Genomic DNA, 24,587 nt, shown 5'->3' on the forward strand with positions numbered 1-24,587 from the left:
GGGTAACCTTGCTATATTACTTGACAATCATGACAGGGATAGGAGAATACTGAGATACATTCGCACTAATACTGCCTAAGAAAAATTCACTAATGCCACTCAGACCTCTTGAGCCGATAACAATTAAATCATAACTATCGTTTTTGACAAGGGATAATACACGTTCTGCTGGATGGCCAAATTCTAAAGTGGCTTCAAAGTTAGGGTATTCAGCCATTCTTTCCTTTGCCAGTTCAATGATTTTATAACCTGTTGTTTCCACTTCCTCAATATTAATAGAGAGAAAAGGTACTTCACCATTGATCCCAATGGTTGGTAGGGTATAATGGGCCTGCACCACATGAACAATACTGATCCTACTATGGAATTGCTTTCCTAATGCACAGGCATAATCTAAAGCACGCCAGGCTGCCTCAGAGCCATCAACAGGGACCAAAATTTTATCAAACATCACTAACACCTCCATTTAATACTAGGACTGAAAGTGATACTCTAGTTACATATAGTGTAACATAAAGACGTTCAAAGTGATATAAAAATCCGATAATTTAGTTAAAAGGTAAATTGTAGGGAAAGAGGGAATAGTATAATTAGTTATCAGATTTATGAGGAGGGGATTTTTGTGGAATCGACAGTGATGATTGCTAACATTGCATTTATTTTAGCTATTTTAGCTGGAGTTATAATGACAATAATCGGTTTGCCTGGTAATCTTGTTATTCTTTTAACTGGCCTTCTATATGGTTATTATGACCATTTTGATAAGATGGACTATGCTATTTTGGTGATTGTACTGGGAATTTTTATTATTGCTGAAATCATTGAGTTCGTTGCGGGGGTAGTCGGGGCAAAAAAAGAAAAAGCCTCTAAACGGGCAATGTTTGCCACGTTTATCGGCACCATAGTAGGAGGCATATGGGGGACGGCCATTTTACCAGTGCTTGGCTCTTTATTGGGCGCGTTATGTGGGGCTTTTATTGCAACTGCCGTGGCAGAATATAGCAAAACAAAAGACCTAGACCAAGCTAAAAGGGTAGGAAAAAGCGTATTAAAGGGGCAGATCATTGCGATCATTATTAAATCGACAGCTGCCGTTAGTATGGCAATACTATTATTGTATCAACTGAATTGGCATTAATACTATGTGACAAGTTAGTCTAGCTTACTGCCTTTGGCACTGATGAAAAGTTGACCCTTGGAATCAATCACTCCATACATAACTTGGGAAGCACTTTTTATGTTTTGTTGTACTAATTGCTTTTCTAGCCACTCATGGCTCAGGTTTTGTTTCGCTAGATTTTTTTCAATAATCTCTCCATCCATAATAATTTCGATAGGAAGGGTAGGATTGGGGAGATGGATATTCATATCGCTTTTGGTTAATGGTTGAAAGGCAGATTTTTTTATAATACTCATTTCTCCTGTTGTCTCAAGAATGGCATATTGTACTTCACTTATATCTACAATATCTTTTCCGCGTAACATAGCATTTAACTCATCTAGATCAAACCGTAAGGGTCTCATATTTTCTTTGATGATACGACCATCTTCAATGATTATGCTAGGAGAACCTTCAATCAGCTTTCTGAAAGGACGGCTTTTTATTGTACAAACTGATACTAAGTAAGTAAGCACCACAAATAGTACTAGGTCATAATAACTACTCCATAATTTATCAGGATCAGTTGCGGCTATAGTACCTGCAAGTGATCCTATAGTAATGCCGCTGACATATTCGTAAAAAGTTAGCTGTCCGACTTGGCTTTTGTCAAGAATACGGGTAAAGATTAATAAGGTAATAAAAATCATCGTGGTTTGCCAGGTATCTTGCAGTAGGATCTCCAATGTCATATTGTCACATCTCCTCAAATCGCCATAGTTATGGGGGCACATGAAACTTAGAAAAAATTAGTAGAACAAAGTATTGTAATCGTACGTAACGTTAGGAGGAAGCAAGTTGTTTAATATTGTTAAGAAAATGCCAAAAGCCTTATGGATTGTTGTTTTGGCTCATGGCGTTACTGATTTGTCTGCAGGTGCCTTGTTAGTGGCATTGCCGTTTTTAAAAGCTAAATTCGCGTTGAGTTATGCAGAGGTTAGTGCGATTGCTCTTATGCAAAATTTTACGTCGTCTGTTAGTCAGCCTTTATTTGGATATTTTAGTGATCGCAGTCCTCGCCCTTGGCTTATGCCAGTAGGATGTTTACTTTCAGGGGTAGCTATGGTAGCGTCTTTGCTAGCACCGCACTACTATTTAACATTGCTGTTTACGGCAATTACGGGCCTTGGTATGGCAGCGTTTCATCCTGAGGCAGCCAAAACAGCCAATCGCCTGAGTGGCAAAGCAAAAGGCAAAGGCGTCAGTTTATTTGCGGTGGGCGGTAATGGAGGTTTTGCTATAGGATCATTACTGTTAGCTACCTTATTATATAGTAATGTTAGTACAGGAGTTTTATTTTATATTCTCCCTTATGCTTTACTAGGAATTCCACTAATACAAATGACTCGAAATTTACCAAGACCAGAAGTCAAACAGGTTGGTAGCTTGAAAACTTTAAGAGCTTCCATTAATTGGCCCTTATTATCTCTATTAGGGATGGTGTTATCAAGATCAACAGTAGCGGCAGGCATTAGCACCTTTGTTCCCCTATATTATGTATCGTACCTTCATGGTAGTGAGATGTATGCTAGCTCGCTATTAACCGTATATTTGGCGACTAGTGCTCTTGGAACACTATTTGGTGGTGCGATGAGTGATCGGTTTGGCAGTAAACGTGTTATGCTATACTCTATTTTACCCATTTCTATATTATTATATTTGTTCCCCATTGTCGGAGATGTTGGAGCATTTGTAGTACTATCATGCGCAAGTATATTATTATCAGCAACTTTTACTAGTAGCTTGGTATTAGCACAAAAGATGATGCCTAATAATGTAGGAATGGCTTCAGGGTTAACCATTGGTTTAAGTGTTGGTTTAGGTGCTATGGGCGTATTAGCCTTAGGCAAGGTGGCTGATATTTGGGGAATGCCGGTAATATTTACAATCTTAGCTTGCTTGCCTGTTGTTGGGTTTGTTTTGACCTTATTTGTAGAAGAACCAGAGGAGGAAACAGTAAGCTTGGTAGTGCAAGTTAGCAAGTAGTTAATTTATTGTGTTATCGGCAAGCAGGTCCTATAGAAATGCAAATCAGTATTCATGTATAATAAGATATAGGATAAATAGATGAGGAGGATTTATATGTACGATATTTGTATTATTGGTGCTGGTACCGTAGGTGCTAATATAGCACGAGAATTAGCAAAATATAAGGTGCGTGTATGTCTTTTAGAAAAAGAAGAAGATGTAAGCTGCGGAGCATCCAAAGCAAATAGTGGTATTGTTCATGGTGGATATTCTGATGAACCAGGCACAGTAAAGGCTGAGTTATGTGTCAAGGGAAATAGAATGTACGACCAATTAAATAAAGAGCTACATTTTGGTTATAGAGAAACTGGATCCATGGTATTAGGTTTTCGTGATGAGGATACGAAAACATTAGAAAAGCTGTATCAATATGGCATCCAAAATGGAGTTGGAGGACTTTCTATCATAGATGGCGATAAGGTTAGAGAGATGGAACCTTATGTAAGTAAAGATGTAAAAGCGGCACTTTATTGCGCCAATGCAGGGGTAACTTCTCCTTACGAGTTTGTGGTAGCCTTAGTGGAAAATGCAGTAACCAATGGGGTAGAATTAAAATTAAATACAGAAGTCACTGGTATAGAAAAAAGAGACGACTATTTTATCGTGTCCACCAATAAGGGAAAAATACAGGCAAGTTATGTAATTAATGCAGCGGGTGTATACAGCGATAAAATAGCAAGCATGGTAGGAATCGATGATTTTAAAATTACACCTCGGAGAGGTCAATATGTTCTGCTTGATAAAGAAGAAAACTATTTAGCTAGTTCCGTTATCTTTCAAGTTCCTACCGAATTAGGCAAGGGCATTCTTGTTACCACTACATATCACGGAAACCTAATGGTAGGTCCTAATGCAGAAGAAATTGATGATAAAGAGGATGTAAGTACAACAGAAGAGGCACTAGAGTATATCGTAAAAACAGCAAGATTATCAGTACCTGCTTTTAATATGAAAAAAGCAATCACATCGTTTGCTGGTAATAGGCCTGTTTCCAACAAAAAAGACTGGGTGATTGAGGAAAGTCGTGTAGGGCGCTTTATAAATTTAGTTGGTATTGATTCTCCAGGACTAACTGCTTCCCCAGCAATCGCTTTAAAAGTCATTGAAATACTTAAGAGTGCTGGTTTAAATTTTATAACTAAACCTGATTTTGAGCCAAATCGTAAGCCCATTATCAAAGTGAAAGAGGAAGCATTCAAAGGTGATATAAATGCTGCAAATCCTGATGAACATATCATTTGTAGGTGTGAGCAAGTAACAGAAGCTGAAATTGTTGATGCCTTACATAGAGACCTGCCCATAAAATCCATAGATGCCATAAAAAGACGTACCCGCGCTGGTATGGGCAGATGCCAAGGTGCATTTTGTCGTTCACGGGTAAAAGAAATTATTGCTCGGGAGCTTATGATCCCAATAGAAGAAGTAACGCAAAGAGGAAAAGACTCACCAGGTTTACCTCAAAGAGTAAAACGTGGAGACTATACAAAGTTCTAGGCTTATCTATAATTAATAGCCTTGACACTTTTCATGTCAAGGCTATTAATTATTAATTGAATGTGTTGGTAAATACAGTAACATAAAAATGCCACTTGTAAATTGAAATTTTGTACGTGGTATTAAAAAAGGAGAACAATATGAAAATTAATTTTACCAAGAAAGAATATCAAACTTTATTAGATCTGCTTTACGCAGCGGATTGGATGTTACATGCTCATTCAGAAGAAAAAGGTGACGAAACAAGTGCTTACCAAGAACTAGGACAAAAAATAATGGCAGCAGCGAACGAATTTGGTATGGAAAATCTCATAGAAAAAAATGATAAAACAGGTGAGATCTATCTTAATAAGGAGTTTACAACAAATTCTAACATTGTAAAACATCTTGAAAAGTATGAAAATGCTACTTTTTGGGAGGAGTTAATTGAAAGATTAGCAAGACGAGATTTTATAGATACCTATGGTGAAATGAATATTCTACAAATGCCGATTAATGACCGATTTGAAAAAGAGATGGTTTTTCATAAAAAATACGATGAAGAATTCGGTGAGAATGGTTTAAAAAACATTAAAATTATGTCCAAGTAATAAAGACGATAACCAGAAAGAATATAACTATATTTTCTGGTTATCAGAAAATTTAGTAAATGTCAATAATATTATTAAAAAAAATAAAATATTTTTTATTGGTATATAGGATTTTTAAAATTCATGTCGAATGTAATCTGAGTATAAAATTGTGGTGAAGTAAAACTGGTGTAAAACAATATTATAATTCATGAATATTGTATACATTTTACTTGTCGCATTTAGTAACATAAAGAGAAAGAAGGAGATACTTATGAGAAAAATGAAGACGATGGATGGGAATACTGCAGCAGCGTATATTTCTTATGCCTTTACAGACGTGGCGGCAATCTTTCCAATTACACCATCCTCACCTATGGCAGAAGCCGTTGATGAATGGTCAGCTCAGGGTAAGAAAAATCTTTTTGGCCAAACTGTAAAAGTTATGGAAATGCAGTCAGAGGCTGGTGCAGCTGGTGCAGTGCATGGTTCTTTGCAGGCAGGTGCGTTAACTACCACATATACGGCATCACAAGGTCTTTTGCTAATGATTCCTAACATGTATAAGGTAGCTGGAGAGTTGTTGCCAGCTGTTTTCCATGTTAGTGCTAGAGCATTGGCTACAAATGCTCTCAATATATTTGGTGATCATCAAGATGTTATGGCTGCTAGACAAACTGGCTGTGCTTTACTTGCTGAAAGTAGTGTACAAGAAGTTATGGATTTAAGCGCTGTAGCTCATTTATCAGCATTAAAAGGAAAAGTTCCTTTCATCAATTTCTTTGATGGCTTTAGAACATCCCATGAAATTCAAAAGATCGAAACCATCGAATATGATGAATTAGCAAAACTCTTAGATCAGAATGATGTTGATTCTTTCAGAAGAAATGCATTGAATCCTGATCATCCAGTTCTTCGCGGTACGGCACAAAATCCTGATATTTATTTCCAAGAAAGAGAAGTTTCTAATAAATATTATGATGCTTTACCAGAAATTGTTGAAAACTACATGGCTGAAATTAATAAAATTACAGGCAGAAATTATCACCTTTTCAACTACTATGGTGCGCCAGACGCAGACAGAATGATTATTGCTATGGGTTCCGCATGTGAAGCAATTGAAGAAACTGTAGATTATTTGAATGCAAATGGTGAAAAAGTTGGTTTGTTGAATGTTCACTTATACAGACCATTCTCTATCGAACATTTCTTCAAATATATTCCTGAAACTGTTAAGAAAATTGCTGTTCTTGATAGAACCAAAGAACCTGGTTCTTTAGCTGAACCATTATACCTTGATGTAAAAACTGCTTTCTACAATCGTGAATCACGCCCTGTAATTGTCGGCGGTAGATACGGTTTAGGTTCTAAGGATGTAGTACCAGCTCATATCGTTGCTGTTTACGAAAACCTAAAAGCAAATGAACCTAAAGATGGCTTTACTTTCGGTATTGTTGATGATGTAACTTTCAAATCTCTACCAACTACTGCAGATGTTGATACTACTCCTGAAGGTACAAAAGCTTGTAAGTTCTGGGGTCTTGGTTCTGATGGTACTGTTGGTGCTAACAAGAGTGCGATTAAAATCATCGGTGATAAAACAGACATGTATGCACAAGCATATTTCGCTTATGATTCTAAAAAATCAGGTGGTATCACAGTATCTCACCTTAGATTTGGTAAAAAACCAATTAAGTCTCCTTATTTGATTAACAAAGCTGATTTTGTAGCTTGTCATAACCAATCATATGTAGATAAATATGACGTATTGGCTGGATTAAAACCAAATGGCAATTTCTTATTAAATTGTATTTGGGACCAAGACGAGTTAGAAGAAAAATTACCAGGTTTCATGAAACGTTATATTGCTGTAAACAACATCAATTTCTATACATTGAACGCAGTTAAAATTGCGCAAGAAATTGGTTTGGGCGGCAGAATTAACATGATCATGCAGTCTGCATTCTTTAAAATTGCAAATATTATTCCAGTCGAAGATGCAATTAAGTATTTAAAAGATGCAGTTGTAGGTTCTTATGGTAATAAAGGTCAAAAAGTAATTGATATGAACAATGCTGCAATTGATAAAGGCGTAGAATCAATTGTGAAGGTAACAATTCCAGAAAGCTGGAAGAATGCTACTGATAGCAAAAAAGATGCAGCACTGTTTGCATGTGCTTGCAGTTCTGCAACTAAAAAAGAAACACCTGAATTTATTGAAAAAATTCTTGTACCAATGAATAGACAAGAAGGCGATTCATTACCAGTTAGTGCTTTCGTTGGTAGCATGGAAGACGGTACATTCCCACTAGGGACATCTGCTTATGAAAAACGTGGTATTGCGATTAATGTTCCTGAATGGCAAATGGATAAATGTATCCAATGTAATCAGTGCGCATTTGTATGTCCACATGCTGTAATCAGACCTATTCTAGTGAATGAAGAAGAAATGAAAAATGCTCCTGAAGGGTTTACAGCAAAAGCAGCGGTCGGCGCTAAAGAATTGCAGTTTAGATTAGCAATTTCCCCTCTTGATTGTACTGGTTGTGGTAACTGTGCTGAAGTTTGCCCTGCAAAAGAAAAAGCATTAATCATGAAACCTCTTGATACCCAAATGAGTGAAGTACCATTGTGGGATTATCTAGACAATGTTTCAACAAAAGAAAATCCTATGAATAAGAATACTGTTAAGGGAAGCCAATTCGAGCAGCCTTTATTAGAATTTTCTGGTGCTTGTGCAGGTTGTGGTGAGACTCCTTACGTTAAACTTGTTACCCAATTGTTCGGTGATAGAATGATGGTTGCTAACGCCACTGGTTGTACGTCTATCTGGGGCGGAAGTGCTCCATCTATACCTTATACAACAAATCATGAAGGACATGGTCCAGCTTGGGCTAACTCCCTATTCGAAGATAATGCTGAATTTGGTCTTGGTATGCATTTAGGCGTAAAAGCGTTAAGAGAGAAATTAGCTGCTACAGTGAAAGAAGCTATGGAACTCAACGTTAGTGCTGAGCTAAAAGCTGCTTTGGCAGATTGGTTAGAGCATAAGGATAGTGGTGAAGCAAGTCGTTTGAGAGCAGATCGTGTGACTGCCCTTGTTGCTGCAGAAAAAGGCGACAATGCAATATTGAACGAAATTGATAAAAACAAAGATTTCTTGGTTAAGAGATCACAATGGATCTTTGGTGGCGACGGCTGGGCTTATGATATCGGCTACGGCGGTTTAGATCACGTATTAGCATCTGGTGAAGATGTAAATGTGTTAGTACTTGATACTGAAATCTATTCGAATACTGGCGGTCAAGCTTCTAAATCCACTCCTGCTGCAGCGATTGCTCAATTTGCTGCTAGCGGTAAAATGACGAAGAAGAAAGATCTTGGTATGATGGCTATGAGCTATGGTTATGTGTATGTAGCACAAATTGCAATGGGTGCTGATAAGAATCAGACATTAAAGGCAATTGCTGAAGCAGAAGCATATCCAGGTCCATCCCTTGTAATTGCTTATGCTCCTTGTATCAGCCATGGTTTAAGAAAAGGCATGGGCTTTAGCCAACTTGAAATTAAAAATGCTGTAGAATGCGGATATTGGGGCATGTACAGATATAACCCAGCATTGAAAGATCAAGACAAGAACCCGTTCATTCTGGACTCCAAAGAACCAACAGCTAATTTCCAAGAATTCTTGATGGGCGAAGTAAGATTTGCATCCCTTAAGAAACAATACCCAGAAACAGCTGAAGCATTATTTGCGAAAACAGAAAAAGACGCTAAAGAAAGATTGGCAACGTATAAAAGACTTGCTCAATCATAAGAAATAAAAAGTAACTCCTTCGAATATAAGAGGCATTTGATAGCTCGCTACGCCGAGTCGTCAAATGCCTCTTTGTTACGGAATCAGAAAGTATAACACTTTCTTGATTCCAAGTAAGAACGACTAAGACTTCTGCCTACGTCCGAGGACTTGGCACAAGCCAAGTCTTTTCTTACGGAATCAGAAAGTATAACACTTTCTTGATTCCAAGTAAGAACGACTAAGGCTTCTGCCTGCGTCCGAGGACTTGGCACAAGCCAAGTCTTTTCTTATATTTCAATTGCTAGATATAGTTGCAGGGCATACTACACCAATAGTACTTCGGTATATTTGGGGCACGAAGTGCAGATACTTTTTGTATTAAAAAAAGTGTAACAGATCGAAAGAAATATTGTATAATTATATCCAATACTAGATTGAAATTACGCTTCTATTTTTAATTTTAGTGATAGAAGCATAGAATACTACTTTTTAGATTGAGGAGGTTATATAATTATGGATATTATATACCGTACTGGAAGAGAAGAAGATAGTCTCAAAATTGCTGAAGGAATCGATCGTGCATCAGGTGGAATTGTGGAATTTTTGTTTCATGATTTGCTAGATCAATATACACCGACCCAAGTAATGGCAAGATCGATACAAGAAAAACAGGGAACTGATTCTTATGAAAATGCAATTGTTGCAGAGCATCAAGGGAATATTGTAGGCATTGTTTATTCTTATTCAGCCCAATTTCATGGCATTACAGATAATACTAGAAGTTTCTTTCCTAGTGACCGGCTCAACTTTTTAAAAGACTTCTATAATTCGCGAGTTGAAGATAGCTGGTTTTTAGATTCCATTTATGTAGATAGTGCATATCGTGGTACAGGTATTGGGAGTAAATTAATTGAATTGACAAAGCGAAGGGCAAAAGCGAATGGATATAACCGACTAAGTTTAATGGTGATGGCTGATAATGCAGTAGCAAGACGAACCTATGAACGCAATCAATTTGAAATTGTAAAACATATCGATGTGCAAGAACATAGATTAATTCCTCATAAAGGTGGAATCTATCTACTGGTTAGCAACCTGAGTGACAACGTCTCCCATATTGAAAGTTAAGCATCATGGCTTGATTTTCTGATAATTCTGTGATATTATACGAATTGTAAAACGATAGTATTTCTAGGGTACACGTTACTCTTAGCTATGTTCAACCGACTCATCGAATTTGGGAGCTTACGATTATGCAGCTATCACGCCTCCTAGGAGAGGACGATAAAAACATGATTTTTAAAGCACCCACCTGCTGGATAGCGGGGTTTGAACATAGCAGGAAAACGATAAAATGGATGTACTATCTTTATAAGTATTTAAGAGCATAGGTTGCGAGCCTGTGCTTTTTTGCGGAATCAGAAAGTATAACACTTCCTTGATTCCAAGTAAGAACGACTAAGGCTTCTGCCTGCGTCTGAGGACTTGGCCTAAGCCAAGTCTTTTCTTATTTACGGCATAGTCAAGAGTATCGAGTTAAAGGAAAAACCAGCACTGTAAGTGCTGGTTTCAAAGAAAAGGATTTATTTTCTTTACTTAATGTAACGACGAGCTCCAATATAATGTTCCGTGTAGTAAGCGTCACTCAAAGAACTAATTGTTACTTGTTTTGCAACGGAACTATCATGAATAAATTGTTGATTACCCATATAGAAACCAACATGAGATGCGCCAGGTTTATACGTGGTGAAAAAAACTAAATCGCCAACTTGTAGATTTGCTTTGTCTACAGGAGTACCTATTTCATATTGCTCAGCTGCAGTCCGAGGAAGAGTAATACCATTTTCTTTCATAACAAGTTGGGTAAAACTTGAACAGTCAAGGCCGGTAACAGGTGATTCTCCTCCAAAGACATAAGGGACGCCCAAATAGGTTTTGGCAGTTGCGATGATAGCATTACCTTTTTCTGTATTAGTAAGTGACTTACCATCATTAGATGGTGCTAAAGGCGTGATATTAACGGCTGGATTTTGGAGTGGATTGCTTTTCCCTAATAAATTTCCTAATAACATACCAATCAATACATTTAAGAAATTAAAGGAAGATGATTTATTATTGTCTGAGGACATAGTTTGGGATAATGTATCCAAAGGCGAAGCCGCCATTGCCGCAGGTATTGGCATAATTAAAGTGAAAGAGAAAGTAAGAAGGGTAAGAAGTATAATTGGCTTACGATATTTATTCATATAATAACCTCCTATTTGTAGAGTGATGACTAGAATTACTAACAGAATAATAATACTGAAAAATTTATATTATGTAAACAGGTAATATCTACAATTATCCTAGATAAATTGCTAGACTTTTATACTTAGAATGAAATACAATAGATTATAGATAGGAAGGTACGTGTATCATTGCTATTGCACCAAGGAGGGATCTGTGCTTGCGAAAGTTTATTCTTGTGTATAACCCAGTATCAGGAGATGCAAGTTTTAAATTTAAATTGGATCATGTGATTGAATGTTTTCAAAAAAAGGGATGTATCATCATTCCACTGCGAGTTAGTAATGAACAAGAGACTAAGAGTTTCGTTATGTTATCTCGGGAAATAGCTGTAGATGGCATTATTGTATCGGGTGGTGATGGAACTATCCATGAAGTGATAAATAGCATGCTTGAAGGAGAAATTGATTTGCCATTAGGCATTATTCCTAGTGGTACATCAAATGATTTTGCGGCTTATCTACAACTAGACAAAAATATTGAAGCTTGTGTAGAAGTGATTACAGCAGGAAAAAGCAAAACCTTTGATGTAGGAAAGGTAAATAATAAATACTTTTTTAATGTTGCTAGTGCTGGACTGCTGACATCAGTAGCCCATAGTGCCGATAGCATGCTAAAAAATACACTGGGAAAAATAGCCTATTATTTAAAAGGCCTTGGAGAGCTGCCTAATTTTCGAGCTTTAAAAATGCGATTTATTGCTGATGGCCAAGTCATAGAGGATGACATATTTTTGTTTCTTGTTATGAATAGCGGCAATGTAGGGGGATTCCCTAATCTAGTACCAGACGCTAAGATTGATGATGGTAAACTTGATTTATTCATTGTGAAAAAATGTAATCTACCAGAATTAATGGGCTTATTTATCAGCTTTTTAAAAGGCATACACTGTAATAGTAAATATGTTACTTGTATACAAGCAGAACATATTTACATCGAATGTACAGAAGAGGTAGATAGTGATTTGGACGGAGAGTTAGGTCCTAAACTTCCCCTTGATATTCGGGTTGTTCCAGGAAAAATCAAAGTTTTTAGTATGTAAGTGTAGTTTTCTACTTATTAAATGATCCTGGCTACGATACCACCTTTAAAAAAATTAGATAAGTATTGACAGTAATCATTTATATATGGTATTATCAAAAAAATAAATAAGCTCTTATCGAGAGTGGTCGAGGGACTGGCCCTATGACACCCAGCAACCGGCAGTAATGCAGTGGTGCTAATTCCAGCAGGATAATTATCCTGAAAGATAAGAGGAAGACGTTTTTCATTGCATAAACCTCTTTCCTCGGAAAGAGGTTTATTTTATTTAAAAACATAAAATAGGAGGATATTATGAAATTAGACTCTAAGATTGTACACATTGGTGTCTGTACGGATACAAAAACAGGAGCGCTAAGCACACCTATCTATCAATCCGCTACCTTTCGACACCCGGCTCTTGGTGAGAGTACTGGTTTTGATTATACCCGTAGCCAAAATCCTACAAGAAAAGTATTAGAAGAGGGAATTGCTACATTAGAAGGTGGTGCAGTAGGATTAGCCTTTTCTTCAGGCATGGCTGCGATTACGGCGATACTAATGATTTATAAGTCAGGAGATCATTTAGTTGTAGTAGAAGATTGTTATGGCGGTACTTATAGAGTAATCGATAAGATATTCAGTAATTTTGGGTTAACGGTAAGTTTTGTAGACGGCAGTAGTAAAGAAGAGGTAGCGCAGGCGATTACACCTCTAACGAAGGCTATTTTGGTAGAAACACCTACCAACCCATTAATGAAGATTGTTGATATACGTGCTATTGTTGCGCTAGCTCAAGAAAAGAACATTCATACAATCGTTGACAATACCTTCTTGACGCCTTATTTTCAACGTCCACTAGAATTAGGAGCCGATGTAGTGATTCACAGTGGTAGTAAATATTTATCAGGTCATAATGATTTAGTCTGTGGATTGGTTGTTGTCCGGGAGGCTGAGTTAGGCGCCCGTATACGTTACGTACAAAATTCAACAGGCGGAGTTCTTGGACCGAGTGATAGTTGGCTATTAATCCGTAGTATAAAAACATTAGCATTGCGTATGGAAAAGCATAATGAAAATTCCCAAATTATTGCCGAATGGCTAAAAAAGCATCCCAAAGTGGTAAAGGTATATTATCCAGGTTTAATGGAGCATCCAGGGAAGGAAATACATGATAGCCAGTCCTCGGGTTATGGAGGCATGCTGTCCTTTGTTGTTGATAATTCCCAATTGGCAGCGCAAGTATTGCGAAAGGTTAAATTAATTCGATTTGCTGAGAGTCTAGGCGGGGTAGAATCCCTTATTACATTACCTGCGGTGCAGACTCATGCGGATGTGCCTATTGATGTTCGTGAGCGACTAGGAATATCAGACTGTTTACTACGTTTATCGGTAGGTATTGAAGATGCTCAAGATATTATCACTGATTTAGAACAGGCACTTTCGGAATAAAGGAGAAGTCAAGATGAAGGAAAAAAGTTCATTTTCTGCAAAAGCACTTGCAGTCATTGATGAGAGTATCCAAAACATAAATTTTGGTGAAATCGTTTTAGTAGTGCAAGATGGACACATTATTCAGATAGAACGTACTGAAAAAATTATTATTTCAAATCAGAAAAAATCCCAAACTGGAAATGAGAAAAAAAGTATAGAGGAAACCAGCGTTCTTCGCAATAAGATATTAGGAGAACTATCTTCTTTAAAATATGGGCAGTTGGTTATAAAAATAAAGGATGGTAAAGCAGTTCAGGTTGAGAAAACAGAAAAGCGTCGTTTCCCTGAAGTGGAAGGCGTTTATGGCGATGGTATTTAAAAAAAGATTGACAAAGTTTGTTATTTGTGTTAATTTGTATTTAATGAAATATTGAGCGAGCTGATCAGAAAACTGAAGGCTAAGGAGTTCCTGTTAGGGGACTTCCTTAGCCTTTTCTTTTTGGTTTGCGAGTTAATCAAATTTTTGGAGGTAATTTACTATGGCTAAGATTGCAAAACAGTTGACGGATCTCATCGGTAATACACCGCTGTTAGAACTTACTAACTATAACAAGGAAAAGGCAATAGGGGCAAAAGTAATTGCTAAATTAGAATATTTTAATCCATTGAGCAGTGTAAAAGATCGTATTGGTTATGCTATGATCGCGGAGGCTGAAAAACAAGGACTCATTAATAAAGATACTACGATTATTGAACCTACCAGTGGTAATACAGGTATCGCTTTAGCCTTTGTCGCGGCCGCAAAAGGCTACAAATTGGTTTTATGCATGCCTGATACTATGAGTATAGAAAGACGTAATCTATTGAAGGCCTTGGGCGCTGAATTAGTATTAACACCAGGTGTAGAGGGTATGAAAGGGGCTATTGGCAAGGCTGAACAATTGGTTGCCGAAAATAGTAATTCAATTATCTTACAACAGTTTAATAATCCTGCTAATCCCGAAATACACAGGCAAACAACGGCTGAAGAAATCTGGAGAGATACAGACGGACAAGTGGATATCTTCGTTGCTGGTGTAGGTACTGGCGGTACCATTACAGGAGTAGCGGAAGTATTAAAAAAACGAAATCCTAATATTAAGATTGTTGCGGTAGAACCATTTGATTCACCTGTGTTATCCGGTGGAAAACCTGGCCCTCATAAGATTCAGGGAATAGGAGCCGGATTTATACCTTCAGTAATTAACTTAGACGTTGTAGATGAAATTTTTGGCGTGCACAATGAAGATGCATTCACAGCAGCTCGAGAATTAGCTAAATCAGAAGGATTGCTCGTAGGTATTTCAAGCGGTGCTGCTACCTTTGCTGCGATTCAGCTTGCAAACCGACCTGAAAATAAAGGGAAAAATATTGTCGTATTGTTACCTGATTCAGGAGAACGTTATTTGTCCACGGCTCTCTTTCAGCAAGATCTATAAGAAGAGGTCAGACTTTAGGTGCTATTAGTATAAATAAGAGATAGGTAAGAGTGTCACACTGAGCGCTGTGACACTCTTTTATTTTTTAGCAAAAATAAAGATAAGAATGCAACATAGAAGATTTTGTTTTATAATAGAAAAAAGGCTCATTAACATCAGGGGGGATACAATGCCGAAAATTACTAGTCAGGCTAAAAGGCTGCGAATTTATATTGGTGAAACAGATCGGTATAAGGGAAAGCCCCTATACCAAGCGCTGGTGGAAAAAGCAAAAGAATTAGATATGGCAGGGGCTACTGTAGTTCGTGGCTTAATGGGTTATGGTGCGAACAGTCGTATACATACAGCAAAAATTCTAGATCTGTCTAGTGATTTACCTATAGTGGTAGAAATAATAGACAGCGAAGAATATATGGATAAGTTATTGCCATTACTTGATGAAATGGTACAGGAGGGCTTAGTCATTATTGATGAAATTCAAGTGATTAAATATGGGAATAAGCCGCCTAAACACTAATGGCTACAATAGGTGAGGTGATTTAATTGTTAAATGTGTTGGCGGTAGCGGTTGGGGGAAGTATTGGCGCAACTACTCGTTATTTGGTATCTATCTGGGCAGCTGGACGTTTTGGTGCAGGATTTCCTTACGGCACATTGATAGTAAATGTTGTTGGTTGTTTTATCATAGGCGCTTTTATGACAGCAACAACAGAAAAGTTTATTATAAGTCCTTATTGGCGATTGATTGTTACAGTTGGGTTTGTTGGCGGGTTAACGACCTTCTCTTCCTTTAGTTATGAAACCTTTAAATTAATGGAGGACGGCAGTTTGGCGTTGGCAATGTATAATATACTATCAAATTGTGTTCTAGGATTTTTTGCTACCTGGCTAGGGATTGGCACTGCGAGACTTTTTTAAATAAAAAAATTAGCACTCATTGTCAGGTTTGATTTGGAATGGTATAATTAAATTACTTAAATAAAGCTCTGCTTTTATATAGCAGAGCTTTATTTAAGTAATTTAATGACTGTGTAGTCCATAATGCGCAGGAAAAATGTTATAATAATTAAAAAATTTACATAGATGGTAGAAATTGCTCAAAAATAGTCTATAAAAATGATTTGGAGGCAGAAATGAAGCATTTCCGTGATACAATTGGTTCTCATGATTCGCAAAATAAACGTCAGCATATATTGCAGGCAGCTTATGTAGTTTTTTCTCGTAAAGGGTATCATCGTGCTACTGTTGATGAAATTATTGCTTTAGCTGACACGGGGAAGGGGACTGTATATAACTACTTTGTCAATAAAGAGCAGCTTTTTTATACCTTGATTAAAGAGTGCAGCGCTCCATTTCAGACTATTTTAGAAGATATCGTAAATTCTTCGGAACCTCCTTTTCAAAAGATTGAAACCATGATTAAGGCATTTTTGGAGTTCTACGTAGAAAATGCTGACTTATGGCGAGTGATGATGCATGAAGTACGGGGATTTGGAGTTACTGGATCGTCAAATTTTAGTCAAGAACAACTTGATAAATACCAAACCTGTTTTTGTGAAACCATTGGAATGATTGAAAAAGTACTAGTAGAAGCAAAGGAAAAGGGCATGATTCGCGTCAGTTGTGACGCGACAAGGGCCGCTCATGGTTTATTTAGCGTTATTGTTACCTTTGTATTTCGTTGTTTCGTTACAGAAGATATTAGCGAAGCAGCTCATACAATTACCGATCTTTTTCTTTATGGCGCAGCCTCTCAATAAAAAAATCGAACGTGACTATATGGTTATGTTTTATATACGGAAGAATAACTAGTAACGTAAGGAATATATTATCTAGATTTGAGTTTTTTCAGTTATGCTTGAATCTATAAAAATAAGGCTTGATCTCATTGAGATCAAGCCTTTTACTTTAAATAATATTATAGTGTTGCGGTGCCTTAGCCTTGGTGATTTGCTTCTTTATGAAAAACACAACTGCTAATAAGGGGAAGATTGTCCACAGCAGTAGGTTTCCGCTTTTAATTAAGAGGTACAATAAGCTAACAGCTATTAAGGGAACGGCTATCCAGATACAGAAGATGGAAAAGACGTCACTAAGAGTTTCTCTAACCATTGCGAAAACCTCCTGCCGTAGCATTGGGCTCTTCCTGTACAATTAAAGTAATTGTACTATTAAGTGGCATTAGACATTTAAGGAGAGATTAAAAAGTATAACACTTCTTAGCCTCGTTTATATGAAATTGTGGACTCCATTAGAATGTTCAACGGAATCATCTCCTATATTGTACGTTGGCAAAATATCTAAATTGTTCAATGGAATCACCCCCAGTACAGGATGTGGTTTTATGATGGAATTTAATTCCTTAACTTGTCTTAAGTATAATACGAAAAAGTACAAAATTCAACATATTTCGATGGATGTTTTACATGTATACATAAAACATGTTGAGCAAGACTAAAAAGCAAGTAGTATGTATGAATTACTAGATTAAGTGAAAAATAGGAAGGTGGAATAAACTGCATATTAAGCAGGAATTTTTGCATTTTTGTGTAACAACTATAATACGGAAGTAGACGAAGAGGGGCTAGATAGGAGGTAACTGATGTTATTTGATAGTCACATGCATACGTGTTTTTCCACCGATTCAAAAATGAAAATGGATGAAGCTGTGGCACGGGGGCGAGAATTAGATATTGGTATAACTATTACGGAACATATGGACTTCGCTTACCCAGAACCTATGTCATTTATTTTTGATGTAGAGAAATACTTTGCAGATTATAATACATTTCGTAGTGACAAAGTCCTTTTAGGTATAGAAATAGGGATGCGTTCGGATTGCCTAGAGGAAAATTGCAAATTGGTAGAAAAATATCCCTTTGATTACGTGATTGGGTCAGTGCATGTCATTGATAATATTGATATTTATGCAGCTGAATTTTATCATGAGAGAAATAAGAAGGATGTATATGAACATTATTTTAAAACAATGAAACAATGCGTAACCTGTTATGATGGTATTCATAGTTTAGGTCACATTGATTACATTGCCAGATATGCTCGTTTTAAAGATCCAGAAGTGTATTATCATGAATTTAAAGATTATATTGATGAGGTCTTACTTATCGTTGCCCAAAAGGGAAAAGCGTTGGAGATTAATACTAGGCGGCTGGGTACAAAAGAAGCTGTGGAGATCATTATGCCAATCTACAAACGTTTCTATGAAGTAGGTGGACGCTTAGTAACAATTGGCTCCGATGCGCATCATGTAAAAGATATTGGCAGGGGTTTGGATGTAGGCTTTGAGATTGCAGAGCGATCAAAACTTGATATAGTATACTTTAAAGATGGTAAACCCCAGTATCAAAAATAAAATGAAGTCCATCTTCTGATGAGACAAAACCCAAAAACACCAAATAGCAGAAAGGTCCCCCTATTGTAGCAGTTTGTACACTACTTTAGGGGGACTTTTAATATATTCACAAGTCGGTGTCATCTATACCTACCAAACTGGCATCAGGGTACCTTGATACCGTTCCTTCACAAAATTCTTAACTTCTTCCGAGTGATACGCTTTGATGATTTTCTCTAGATCCTTATCATATGTATCCTTAGTACGAGCCACCAACAACATAACATAGGGTGAGTTATTGTCCTCTAAGGCAAGTGCGTCCTTTACAGGTATTAAGTTTGCCATAGTAACATAGTTCACATTAATAAGAGCAAGATCAACACTATTAATAACAGTGCTCATTTGCGCTGAATCAATTTCTAGAAAAGTAAGATGCAAAGGATTATCGACAATATCGCTTACTGTTCTTGTGTAACTTTCTATATTCCGGCAGGTAATAAGGCCTGTCTTTTCTAGTAGTAATAAGGCTCGACTGCCATTCGTTAAATCTTTGGGGATGGCAACTTTGCCGCCACTTGGTACATCGGACAAATTTTTTATTCTTTTTGAGTAGATGCCCATAGGGGATAATAGGGTTTTTGCAATAGCAGTAAGTTCATGATTATAATCTTCTTGTATAGAAGTAAGATAGGGCTGGTGTTGAAAACTGTTCATACGAATCTTTCCGTGATACAAAGAATCATTGAGTTTACTATAATCAGTAAACTCAATGATTTGAACATCGAGGCCGTCCTTTGCAACTAGTGTTTTCACTAGGCTCATGATTTCAGATTGAGGGCCAGCTGAAACTCCCACCTTTATTGGTTTGTATACGGAATTCATATGTTGTAGACTGTGCCAAGATAGTAATGCGGCAGTAGCTACTAGTAATAAGAAAGTCGTGAGGATTTTCAGCCTTTTTCCCACAAAGTTCCCTCCTGGTTTTTAAAATGCTGGTACGACAGCACCTTGGTATTTTTCATTAATAAATTTCTTTACTTCATCAGAAGTCAAAGCTTTTGTTAGTTTTTGAATTTCGGGACGATTTTCATCACCTTTACGCACCGTTAGTATATTAACATAAGGTGAATCTTTTTGCTCAATAAATAGAGCATCTTTTGTTGGTACTAATTTTGCTTCTAATGCATAGTTGGTATTAATAACAGCAATCGCTACATCTTCAAGAACACGGGGAAGTTGAGGAGCCTCTAATTCGCTGATTTGAATGTTTTTGGAATTGGTTACAATATCATTTACTGTCGCACTAACACCTACACCGTCTTTTAATTTAATAATGCCTGCTTTTTCAAGAAGTGCAAGAGCACGGCCACCGTTAGTGGGGTCATTAGGAATGGCAACTTTAGCGCCAGCAGCAAGTTCGTTTAGATTCTTAATTTTCTTGGAGTAAATACCCATTGGTTCGATATGCACTGCTGCAGTATAGGTTAATGCCAAATTACGTTCTGTAGAAAATTTAGTAAGATAAGGGATGTGTTGAAAGAAGTTTGCATCTAATTCTTTTTCAGCCACAGCAATATTTGGTTTTACGTAGTCAGTAAATTCAACGATTTGCAAATCAATGCCCTCTTTAGCTAAAGTTGGTTTAATTACATTTAAAATTTCTGCATGAGGTACTGCTGTAGCGCCAACTTTTAGTACAGTAGCTTTACTTGCCGGACTTGCAGGAGCCTTTTCTTGGCTGCATCCGCTCACTAATAGACCTAAACTAAGAATTCCAATAAGAACAAGAAACAGTTTTTTCATTATTTATAATCCCCCTAAAATTTTTTTATAGAAAGCACCCAAAAATTCAATTCGTGCTGTTCCTATTTTTTGTTGAGACGATTGGATAAGTAATCGCCAGTGGACTGTACGATTTGTACTTGTGCAATTAAGATAATAACAGTGATTAACATGATATCAGCACGGAAACGTTGGTAGCCATAGCGAATGGCTAAATCCCCTAAACCGCCGCCGCCAATGGCTCCAGCCATGGCTGAGTAGCCAATAAGACTAATAATTGTTAATGTTAATCCAAGAACAATTGCGGGCATAGCTTCTGGAATGAGTACCTTTGTAATGATTTCTCTAGGAGATGCGCCCATGGCTTGTGCCGCTTCAATGACACCATAATCAACTTCCTTGAGAGCTGATTCTACGATACGAGCGACAAAAGGGATGGCGGCAATGCTTAGTGGGACGATGGCCGCATTAGTGCCGATGGAAGTACCAACTAATAATCGAGTGACTGGAATAATAGCTACCATTAAAATAATGAAGGGTGTGGAGCGAGTCGCATTCACGATAGCTCCTAATATTCGATTAAGGGAAGTATTTTCAAGAATGTGTCCTTTATTCGTAGTTACTAAAATAATACCTAAAGGTATACCAATGAGAGCAGAGATAAAGCTAGAAACAGCAACCATATAGGTAGTTTCCCATAAGGATTTAACCAGCAACGCGAGCATGTCTTGCGACATAACCAATCACCTCAATTCCTAATTCACGTGTTTTTAAATAACTAAGTGCTTGCTGTAAAGCTACCTGTTCACCTGATAGTTCTACAATTAATGTACCAAAAGGAGTCGTTTGAATATGATCTATGTTCCCGTATAAAATACTGGCATCAATGTTAAAACGACGAATCATACTAGAAATAACAGGTTCTTCGGTAGAGTGACCAATAAAGGATAAACGCAAAATAAGATTGCTATCAGCAGTAGGTACTGGTGATAAGATAATATCATTGAAGAAGTCTGGTAAGTTATGATTGATGATAGCACTTATAAATTCCTTAGTAGTATTTGCTTGAGGTTGAGTAAAAATATCAATTACTTTGCCCTGCTCAATAATCCTGCCACCCTCAATGACTGCAACCTGATTACAGATTTCTTTGATAACCTGCATTTCATGAGTAATAAGCACGATAGTGAGCTGGAATTTGCGGTTAATATCTTTTAATAATTCTAAAATAGACTTGGTTGTTTGGGGGTCAAGGGCAGAAGTGGCCTCATCGCATAAGAGTACTTTAGGGTGATTTGCTAACGCCCGTGCAATACCAACTCGTTGTTTCTGTCCGCCGCTTAGTTGAGAAGGATATTGATCCTTTTTATCAGTAAGTCCAACTAATGCGAGTAAATGCATAACCTCTGTATCGATCTCTTCTTTACTACGCTTTGCTAGTTCTAAGGGGAAGGCTATATTTTCGTAAACCGTCCGAGAAGATAGTAAGTTGAAGTGTTGAAAGATCATGCCTATTTTTTTGCGCTGTTCCCGTAATTCTTGTTCATTTAAGGACGTTAGTTCTTGGTCATCCACGATAACAGTACCTTTGGTGGGACGTTCTAACATATTAATGCAACGGATCAGTGTACTTTTTCCAGCGCCACTGGTTCCGATAATCCCGAAAATCTCTCCTTGTTCAACAGTTAAATTAACTCCATTTAAAGCGTGAATTGTGCCGTTGTCGCTTTGGTATACTTTTTCTATATTTTCAAGTTTAATCAATGGAATCTTTCCCTCCTTATAATCTTTTGATGCATAAAAAAAACCGCTTCACAAAATGAAGCGTGCTATCAATCTTGAATTGCGCTTCATCTACCAGGATTAGATCCTGTGGAATTGGCACCGTTTCACAAAAGTGAATGGTTGCCGCAGCTTCATAGGGCCATTCCCTCAACTGCTCTTGATGAAAAATATTAACTTGTTGAAACATATATTATCATTTTTGAAAAATGGTGTCAAGAAAAAAATCACTTTGCAAATTAGGAATCACAATGTTATAATTTCACTAAGTAAAGCTTAAAAGGGATAAAGGATTTATCCTACAGTAGGAGGAAAGAAATATGGCTACGAATCCCAAGTTGAAAGATGAATTGACAGATCAATTATTCCGTTCCATATTATTGTTAGAAAATGAAGAAGAATGTTATCAGTTTTTTGAAGACATCTGTACAGTAAGTGAATTGAAGTCTCTTGCTCAGCGGATGGAAGTGGCTCGGATGTTAAAGGTTGGTCATACCTATGATGATATTGTCGACAAAACAGGAGCGAGTACTGCAACGATTAGTCGTGTAAAACGTTGCTTGAATTACGGTGCAGATGGATATAAGTTTATGCTAGAACGAATTGAAAGCCAAAATAAGTAGGGTCAGAAAATATTTCAACTAAGTTAGGAGTGTTTATTTTTTATGGGTCAAGATGAATTCGTGCCACAAATTCCTTATGGTACAAGAGATTTTCTACCGAAAGAAGCTAGGCAGAAACGTGCTGTAGAAGGGGCTCTAGCTCATTTATTTGCTAGTTGGGGCTATGATGAAGTTGTGACTCCTACGATGGAGTATTTAGAAACAATGGCTATAGGGGCTGGCAACGACTCAGAACAGCATATGTTCAAGTTTTTTGATAAAAATAATCGTATCTTAGCACTTCGCTCAGATATGACAACTCCTATGGCTCGGGTTGCAGCGACTCGTTTTAAGGAAAGTCCCAGCCCAATGAAATTATTTTACTTAACAAATGTGTTTCGTTATGAGCAAGCTCAGGCCGGAAGACAATGCGAATTTTATCAAGCTGGTGTGGAAATTATGGGAGTTTCTGAGCCTACCGCTGATGCAGAAGCCATCGCGTTGGCTGTAGAAGCGATGCTTACATCTGGGTTACAAAAGTTTCAAATTGGTTTGGGGCAAGTGGATTTTATTAACGGTATAATGGAACAAAGTGAGCTTTCTCTCTCTCAAAGACAACAGGTAAAACAAGCTATGGTGACAAGAAATTTAGTAGGATTAGATGAAATTCTTGTGAATAGCGGTTTACCAGAAGGAGAACAAAAGTTACTTAAGAATATACCATTACTGCATGGCACAAAAGAAATGCTCGAAGAAGCCTATAGCATGGTAACGAATGAAAAGAGTCGCAAGGCTTTAGATAATTTGTCTGCTATCTATAGTTTGTTAGAAAGTTATGGCGTTGCTCAATATGTAGATTTTGATTTAGGAATTATTCGTGATTTTGAATATTACACAGGTATGGTGTTTGAGTGTTACACACCAGGACTTGGTTTCCCCATATGTGGTGGTGGCCGGTATGATACTATGTTAACCTCTTTTGGTATGAACTCCGGTGCTACTGGTTTTGCCTTAGGCATAGAACGGGTATTGTTAGCACTAGAACGTCAAGGTATTATTGGTACTCCCAATTGCAAAAGTATTTATGTTGGTTGGGGAGAAGATAAGTTGGTAGCGGCCATTGGACAAGCAGAATCATTGCGTAAATCAGGACAATGTGTAGAACTTGCTTTGATTCCTCAGTCAAAAATAGAAGCTGAGACCAGTCAAAAAAGCAAAGGTTATGCCAGTTTGGTTTATGTAGAGTAATAGGTGGGTGGATACATGTTTAACCGGCTAAAACAAGTGGTTGCCGCGCTTACTGCTAAGATTACACAAGAAGATAGAACTTTTGTAAGCCTCTATTTAAGTTCCCCTGCTGAGGGATTATTTTGGAATATGAATGTACCTGATCAAAGGCATGTTCTTAATGTAGCCTATACAGCCATTGAATTAGCAAAAAACCACCCTAAAATCGACACGATACTGTTAGTGAAATGTGCTTTACTTCATGATGTAGGGAAAATTAAGAATGATGTTAGTACCTTTGATAAGATTATTACTGTAATTGGACACCGACTGGCTCCAAGCTGGGCAAAAAAGTGGGGTAGGCTGGGGCGAGGCAATAAACTAAGTAATCTTCGCCATGCGTTTTATGTTTATTTTCATCATGCTGAACGCAGTGCCGCCATGCTAAGGGACATTGGTGAATGTCCTCAAATAATTGAAATTGTTAGGAAACATCATAAAACTCCAGCAGAGAATGATCCGCTGGAGTTAGTGATACTTAGAAAGTCTGATAATATGCATTAGGACTATATAGC

The 24,587-nt window shown here is 37.3% G+C and carries 25 protein-coding genes, 1 other RNA gene and 2 riboswitches; of the genes, 18 read left to right on the forward strand and 8 right to left on the reverse strand.

Annotated features, from left to right (window positions below):
* Positions 1-16: 16 nt before the first annotated feature.
* The gene (locus UFO1_RS06745; RefSeq protein ID WP_038669456.1) at positions 17-451 is read right to left on the reverse strand and encodes a universal stress protein; all 435 of its coding nucleotides are present in this window, start codon (positions 449-451) and stop codon (positions 17-19) included.
* A gap of 171 nt (positions 452-622) precedes the next feature.
* Between UFO1_RS06745 and UFO1_RS06750 the strand changes: the two genes are divergently transcribed.
* Positions 623-1,138, forward strand: a complete 516-nt coding sequence (locus UFO1_RS06750) for a DUF456 domain-containing protein (RefSeq protein WP_038669459.1) — start codon at positions 623-625, stop codon at positions 1,136-1,138.
* A gap of 14 nt (positions 1,139-1,152) precedes the next feature.
* On the opposite strand, the gene UFO1_RS06755 is transcribed toward UFO1_RS06750, so the two are convergent.
* Positions 1,153-1,851: a DUF421 domain-containing protein gene (locus UFO1_RS06755; protein WP_038669463.1), complete on the reverse strand. Its 699-nt coding sequence runs from the start codon at positions 1,849-1,851 to the stop codon at positions 1,153-1,155.
* Between the two features lie 106 nt (positions 1,852-1,957).
* Here UFO1_RS06755 and UFO1_RS06760 point away from each other — a divergent pair, with 106 nt between their 5' ends.
* From UFO1_RS06760 to ssrS, 6 genes are all read left to right on the forward strand, one after another.
* Positions 1,958-3,145 carry an MFS transporter gene (locus UFO1_RS06760; RefSeq protein ID WP_038669465.1) on the forward strand — a complete coding sequence of 396 codons (1,188 nt, stop codon included), beginning with the start codon at positions 1,958-1,960 and terminating at the stop codon, positions 3,143-3,145.
* 96 nt (positions 3,146-3,241) lie between these two features.
* Complete coding sequence (locus UFO1_RS06765) at positions 3,242-4,681, forward strand: NAD(P)/FAD-dependent oxidoreductase (protein WP_038669467.1); 1,440 nt, start codon at positions 3,242-3,244, stop codon at positions 4,679-4,681.
* Between the two features lie 140 nt (positions 4,682-4,821).
* Entirely contained in the window at positions 4,822-5,271 is a 450-nt protein-coding gene (locus UFO1_RS06770; protein WP_038669470.1) for a hypothetical protein, read from the forward strand.
* A gap of 253 nt (positions 5,272-5,524) precedes the next feature.
* Positions 5,525-9,067 carry a pyruvate:ferredoxin (flavodoxin) oxidoreductase gene (nifJ, locus tag UFO1_RS06775; protein WP_038669473.1) on the forward strand — a complete coding sequence of 1,181 codons (3,543 nt, stop codon included), beginning with the start codon at positions 5,525-5,527 and terminating at the stop codon, positions 9,065-9,067.
* A 495-nt stretch (positions 9,068-9,562) separates the two neighbouring features.
* Positions 9,563-10,177: a GNAT family N-acetyltransferase gene (locus UFO1_RS06780; protein ID WP_038669476.1), complete on the forward strand. Its 615-nt coding sequence runs from the start codon at positions 9,563-9,565 to the stop codon at positions 10,175-10,177.
* A 57-nt stretch (positions 10,178-10,234) separates the two neighbouring features.
* A non-coding RNA gene (ssrS, locus tag UFO1_RS24365) (6S RNA) lies at positions 10,235-10,414 on the forward strand.
* Positions 10,415-10,641: 227 nt separating this feature from the next.
* Here the strand turns inward: ssrS and UFO1_RS06785 are convergent.
* Positions 10,642-11,295 (reverse strand): C40 family peptidase, encoded by a 654-nt coding sequence (locus UFO1_RS06785; protein WP_038669478.1) that lies wholly within the window; start codon positions 11,293-11,295, stop codon positions 10,642-10,644.
* A 200-nt stretch (positions 11,296-11,495) separates the two neighbouring features.
* Between UFO1_RS06785 and UFO1_RS06790 the strand changes: the two genes are divergently transcribed.
* The 7 genes from UFO1_RS06790 to UFO1_RS06820 all read left to right on the forward strand — a co-directional run bounded on the left by UFO1_RS06790 (position 11,496) and on the right by UFO1_RS06820 (position 17,027).
* The gene (locus UFO1_RS06790; RefSeq protein ID WP_038669481.1) at positions 11,496-12,377 is read left to right on the forward strand and encodes a diacylglycerol kinase family protein; all 882 of its coding nucleotides are present in this window, start codon (positions 11,496-11,498) and stop codon (positions 12,375-12,377) included.
* 111 nt (positions 12,378-12,488) lie between these two features.
* Positions 12,489-12,591: riboswitch (SAM riboswitch) on the forward strand.
* A gap of 79 nt (positions 12,592-12,670) precedes the next feature.
* Complete coding sequence (locus UFO1_RS06795; protein WP_038669484.1) at positions 12,671-13,807, forward strand: PLP-dependent aspartate aminotransferase family protein; 1,137 nt, start codon at positions 12,671-12,673, stop codon at positions 13,805-13,807.
* Positions 13,808-13,820: 13 nt separating this feature from the next.
* Positions 13,821-14,168 carry a YezD family protein gene (locus UFO1_RS06800; RefSeq protein WP_038669487.1) on the forward strand — a complete coding sequence of 116 codons (348 nt, stop codon included), beginning with the start codon at positions 13,821-13,823 and terminating at the stop codon, positions 14,166-14,168.
* Between the two features lie 160 nt (positions 14,169-14,328).
* Positions 14,329-15,267, forward strand: a complete 939-nt coding sequence (gene cysK / locus UFO1_RS06805) for a cysteine synthase A (RefSeq protein ID WP_038669495.1) — start codon at positions 14,329-14,331, stop codon at positions 15,265-15,267.
* 169 nt (positions 15,268-15,436) lie between these two features.
* The gene (locus UFO1_RS06810; RefSeq protein ID WP_038669499.1) at positions 15,437-15,784 is read left to right on the forward strand and encodes a DUF190 domain-containing protein; all 348 of its coding nucleotides are present in this window, start codon (positions 15,437-15,439) and stop codon (positions 15,782-15,784) included.
* Positions 15,785-15,810: 26 nt separating this feature from the next.
* Positions 15,811-16,185, forward strand: a complete 375-nt coding sequence (gene crcB, locus UFO1_RS06815; RefSeq protein WP_038669503.1) for a fluoride efflux transporter CrcB — start codon at positions 15,811-15,813, stop codon at positions 16,183-16,185.
* 215 nt (positions 16,186-16,400) lie between these two features.
* Entirely contained in the window at positions 16,401-17,027 is a 627-nt protein-coding gene (locus tag UFO1_RS06820; RefSeq protein WP_038669506.1) for a TetR/AcrR family transcriptional regulator, read from the forward strand.
* Between the two features lie 148 nt (positions 17,028-17,175).
* Here the strand turns inward: UFO1_RS06820 and UFO1_RS06825 are convergent, their stop codons facing one another.
* Positions 17,176-17,379: a hypothetical protein gene (locus tag UFO1_RS06825; RefSeq protein ID WP_038669509.1), complete on the reverse strand. Its 204-nt coding sequence runs from the start codon at positions 17,377-17,379 to the stop codon at positions 17,176-17,178.
* A 490-nt stretch (positions 17,380-17,869) separates the two neighbouring features.
* Here UFO1_RS06825 and UFO1_RS06830 point away from each other — a divergent pair, with 490 nt between their 5' ends.
* Positions 17,870-18,640 (forward strand): histidinol phosphate phosphatase, encoded by a 771-nt coding sequence (locus UFO1_RS06830; RefSeq protein WP_038669512.1) that lies wholly within the window; start codon positions 17,870-17,872, stop codon positions 18,638-18,640.
* A 129-nt stretch (positions 18,641-18,769) separates the two neighbouring features.
* Here the strand turns inward: UFO1_RS06830 and UFO1_RS06835 are convergent, their stop codons facing one another.
* The 4 genes from UFO1_RS06835 to UFO1_RS06850 form a co-directional block, all read right to left on the reverse strand.
* Entirely contained in the window at positions 18,770-19,585 is an 816-nt protein-coding gene (locus tag UFO1_RS06835) for a MetQ/NlpA family ABC transporter substrate-binding protein (protein ID WP_038669515.1), read from the reverse strand.
* Positions 19,586-19,603: 18 nt separating this feature from the next.
* Positions 19,604-20,422, reverse strand: a complete 819-nt coding sequence (locus tag UFO1_RS06840; protein WP_038669518.1) for a MetQ/NlpA family ABC transporter substrate-binding protein — start codon at positions 20,420-20,422, stop codon at positions 19,604-19,606.
* Between the two features lie 62 nt (positions 20,423-20,484).
* Positions 20,485-21,138, reverse strand: coding sequence for a methionine ABC transporter permease (locus UFO1_RS06845; protein WP_038669521.1), 654 nt, complete (start codon positions 21,136-21,138; stop codon positions 20,485-20,487).
* Positions 21,107-22,165, reverse strand: coding sequence for a methionine ABC transporter ATP-binding protein (locus UFO1_RS06850; protein ID WP_038669524.1), 1,059 nt, complete (start codon positions 22,163-22,165; stop codon positions 21,107-21,109). Before UFO1_RS06850 ends, UFO1_RS06845 begins: the two co-directional genes overlap by 32 nt.
* Positions 22,166-22,248: 83 nt before the next feature.
* Positions 22,249-22,353, reverse strand: a riboswitch (SAM riboswitch).
* Positions 22,354-22,503: 150 nt separating this feature from the next.
* Here UFO1_RS06850 and UFO1_RS06855 point away from each other — a divergent pair.
* The 3 genes from UFO1_RS06855 to UFO1_RS06865 are packed head-to-tail and all read left to right on the forward strand — an operon-like array spanning position 22,504 to position 24,576.
* Complete coding sequence (locus UFO1_RS06855) at positions 22,504-22,806, forward strand: YerC/YecD family TrpR-related protein (RefSeq protein ID WP_038669526.1); 303 nt, start codon at positions 22,504-22,506, stop codon at positions 22,804-22,806.
* A 42-nt stretch (positions 22,807-22,848) separates the two neighbouring features.
* Positions 22,849-24,033: an ATP phosphoribosyltransferase regulatory subunit gene (hisZ, locus tag UFO1_RS06860; RefSeq protein ID WP_038669530.1), complete on the forward strand. Its 1,185-nt coding sequence runs from the start codon at positions 22,849-22,851 to the stop codon at positions 24,031-24,033.
* Positions 24,034-24,048: 15 nt separating this feature from the next.
* A complete protein-coding gene (locus tag UFO1_RS06865; RefSeq protein ID WP_038669533.1) occupies positions 24,049-24,576 on the forward strand; it encodes an HD domain-containing protein in 528 nt (175 codons plus the stop codon).
* The last annotated feature ends 11 nt before the right edge of the window (positions 24,577-24,587 follow it).

Source organism: Pelosinus sp. UFO1 (assembly GCF_000725345.1).
Classification (GTDB): Bacteria; Bacillota; Negativicutes; order DSM-13327; family DSM-13327; genus Pelosinus.

What these genes read in the sequence shown, in the direction of transcription:
- UFO1_RS06745 (WP_038669456.1), bottom strand. Translation starts at nt 451, where the DNA reads ATGTTTGATAAAATTTTGGTCCCTGTTGATGGCTCTGAGGCAGCCTGG.
- UFO1_RS06755 (WP_038669463.1), bottom strand. Translation starts at nt 1,851, where the DNA reads ATGACATTGGAGATCCTACTGCAAGATACCTGGCAAACCACGATGATT.
- UFO1_RS06765 (WP_038669467.1), top strand. Translation starts at nt 3,242, where the DNA reads ATGTACGATATTTGTATTATTGGTGCTGGTACCGTAGGTGCTAATATA.
- UFO1_RS06770 (WP_038669470.1), top strand. Translation starts at nt 4,822, where the DNA reads ATGAAAATTAATTTTACCAAGAAAGAATATCAAACTTTATTAGATCTG.
- nifJ (WP_038669473.1), top strand. Translation starts at nt 5,525, where the DNA reads ATGAGAAAAATGAAGACGATGGATGGGAATACTGCAGCAGCGTATATT.
- UFO1_RS06780 (WP_038669476.1), top strand. Translation starts at nt 9,563, where the DNA reads ATGGATATTATATACCGTACTGGAAGAGAAGAAGATAGTCTCAAAATT.
- UFO1_RS06785 (WP_038669478.1), bottom strand. Translation starts at nt 11,295, where the DNA reads ATGAATAAATATCGTAAGCCAATTATACTTCTTACCCTTCTTACTTTC.
- UFO1_RS06795 (WP_038669484.1), top strand. Translation starts at nt 12,671, where the DNA reads ATGAAATTAGACTCTAAGATTGTACACATTGGTGTCTGTACGGATACA.
- UFO1_RS06800 (WP_038669487.1), top strand. Translation starts at nt 13,821, where the DNA reads ATGAAGGAAAAAAGTTCATTTTCTGCAAAAGCACTTGCAGTCATTGAT.
- cysK (WP_038669495.1), top strand. Translation starts at nt 14,329, where the DNA reads ATGGCTAAGATTGCAAAACAGTTGACGGATCTCATCGGTAATACACCG.
- UFO1_RS06810 (WP_038669499.1), top strand. Translation starts at nt 15,437, where the DNA reads ATGCCGAAAATTACTAGTCAGGCTAAAAGGCTGCGAATTTATATTGGT.
- UFO1_RS06820 (WP_038669506.1), top strand. Translation starts at nt 16,401, where the DNA reads ATGAAGCATTTCCGTGATACAATTGGTTCTCATGATTCGCAAAATAAA.
- UFO1_RS06825 (WP_038669509.1), bottom strand. Translation starts at nt 17,379, where the DNA reads ATGGTTAGAGAAACTCTTAGTGACGTCTTTTCCATCTTCTGTATCTGG.
- UFO1_RS06830 (WP_038669512.1), top strand. Translation starts at nt 17,870, where the DNA reads ATGTTATTTGATAGTCACATGCATACGTGTTTTTCCACCGATTCAAAA.
- UFO1_RS06840 (WP_038669518.1), bottom strand. Translation starts at nt 20,422, where the DNA reads ATGAAAAAACTGTTTCTTGTTCTTATTGGAATTCTTAGTTTAGGTCTA.
- UFO1_RS06845 (WP_038669521.1), bottom strand. Translation starts at nt 21,138, where the DNA reads ATGTCGCAAGACATGCTCGCGTTGCTGGTTAAATCCTTATGGGAAACT.
- UFO1_RS06855 (WP_038669526.1), top strand. Translation starts at nt 22,504, where the DNA reads ATGGCTACGAATCCCAAGTTGAAAGATGAATTGACAGATCAATTATTC.
- hisZ (WP_038669530.1), top strand. Translation starts at nt 22,849, where the DNA reads ATGGGTCAAGATGAATTCGTGCCACAAATTCCTTATGGTACAAGAGAT.
- UFO1_RS06865 (WP_038669533.1), top strand. Translation starts at nt 24,049, where the DNA reads ATGTTTAACCGGCTAAAACAAGTGGTTGCCGCGCTTACTGCTAAGATT.